The organism is Anaerococcus tetradius ATCC 35098, assembly GCF_000159095.1.
Taxonomy (GTDB): Bacteria; Bacillota; Clostridia; order Tissierellales; family Peptoniphilaceae; genus Anaerococcus; species Anaerococcus tetradius.
In genome coordinates this window covers 14,575-15,943 of the sequence record NZ_GG666298.1, presented here as the reverse complement: position 1 = coordinate 15,943, position 1,369 = coordinate 14,575, and the positions used below count along the sequence as shown (strand labels likewise).

General features: G+C 30.1%; 2 protein-coding genes. Both read right to left on the bottom strand.

Translation table 11 applies throughout. The features are described from left to right. Window positions 1–64 precede the first annotated feature (64 nt). Window positions 65–943, bottom strand: a complete 879-nt coding sequence (locus HMPREF0077_RS06950) for a CD1107 family mobile element protein (protein WP_004837300.1) — start codon at window positions 941–943, stop codon at window positions 65–67. A gap of 15 nt (window positions 944–958) precedes the next feature. After that, window positions 959–1,369 (bottom strand): copper amine oxidase N-terminal domain-containing protein (locus HMPREF0077_RS06945; RefSeq protein ID WP_004837299.1); only part of this gene is annotated, 411 nt, incomplete at its 5' end.

Genomic DNA, 1,369 nt, shown 5'->3' with positions numbered 1-1,369 from the left:
ATAAATTTACACGATAATTGAGTTTATTGTTGTCCTTAATCTACTGCTTAAATCATTGAGAAGATTAAAATTCATCTTCATCTGGAATAATTTCTGTATCTTCCTTATCTTCAAGATCATAATCCTCCCCTTCAGATTCATAATCATCTTCTAATTCATTATAATCTTGCTCCTCTTCAAAACTTTCCTCTTCATTTTTTTTATAGATTTTGAAGTAATATCCTGCACCCATTACACCAACAATAATTAAACCCATAAATAAATAAACTCCTACCCCTGATTTCTTTTCTTCTTTCTCCTCTTTCTTCGGTTTTTCCTCCACCGGTTCTTCTTTTTTCACTACTTCTTCTTTTGGCTTTACTTCACTTTCTCCTTCAATCATATTTAGTAGATCTTGTTCTCCAACTTCTGTTAGTAATTGTACATTTTCTTGATTTTCCGAATGATCTACAATGAGGTGCATAGTTTTTCCACTCTTTGTTTGAAAGGTTAAAAATTGTCTAACATCTATTGGATTTTCCTTTTTTTCATCTCTTGATGTTTGATCTTCTACTTTCGGTGTAATATCCTGTCCATTTTTATCTACATTTTCTATAACTGTTCCTCTTGCCTTATTTTCTTTTGTAGCTAATGGATTAATTGCTTTAGTATTGCCACCTTTAACAAGTTTAGATGGCTTTTCTTTTTTATCTACTTGCTCATTTTTTATGTTATTTTCTTGTATTTTCGGCACTTCCTGATAAGGAATTTTTTGACTTTCATTAGATGGTTCATATATATCTTCATCAAATAAGCTTTCTAATTCTTTACTTTTTTCTGGCAAATAAATATCATTTGACTGATTTTTTATTTCATTATCATTGCTCTTAGCTATGGATATGCTTGGCATACTTAATAGTAAAAGGAGTAGCACTAAGGCTACCCCTAATCTTTTTTTCTTCATAGTTATCTCCTTTTCTTACTTTATATTCTTAAAGACATAAACTGCCTTTCTGCTATTATCCCATTCTATACTTTGATCTTTTTCATCTCTTATATCCCCACAGCTTGCATTAAAAGCTTTAGCTATATTGGAAATAGATGCGTGAATTCTTCCATTTATAATTACAGGTTTAGTGTCAGAATGATAAATGTTTCCTTGACTATCTTTCATAACACCAGTATCTATATTTAATCTTAGAGTTTTTTTAGGTAAGGCTGTATTTTCTTTATTTGAAAAGATAGCCTCTCTCTTACTATCATCATATTCTACATTAAACCCAAGAGTATAGGCTGCATATCTAACAGGTAGCATAATGCGATTATCCTTAATATATGCTTTTACATCCATATACACAGTAGTTTTCTTTCCATCTTTTATAATGTTATA

Coding starts and splice junctions, on each gene's coding strand:
- HMPREF0077_RS06950 (WP_004837300.1), bottom strand. CDS start 943: ATGAAGAAAAAAAGATTAGGGGTAGCCTTAGTGCTACTCCTTTTACTA.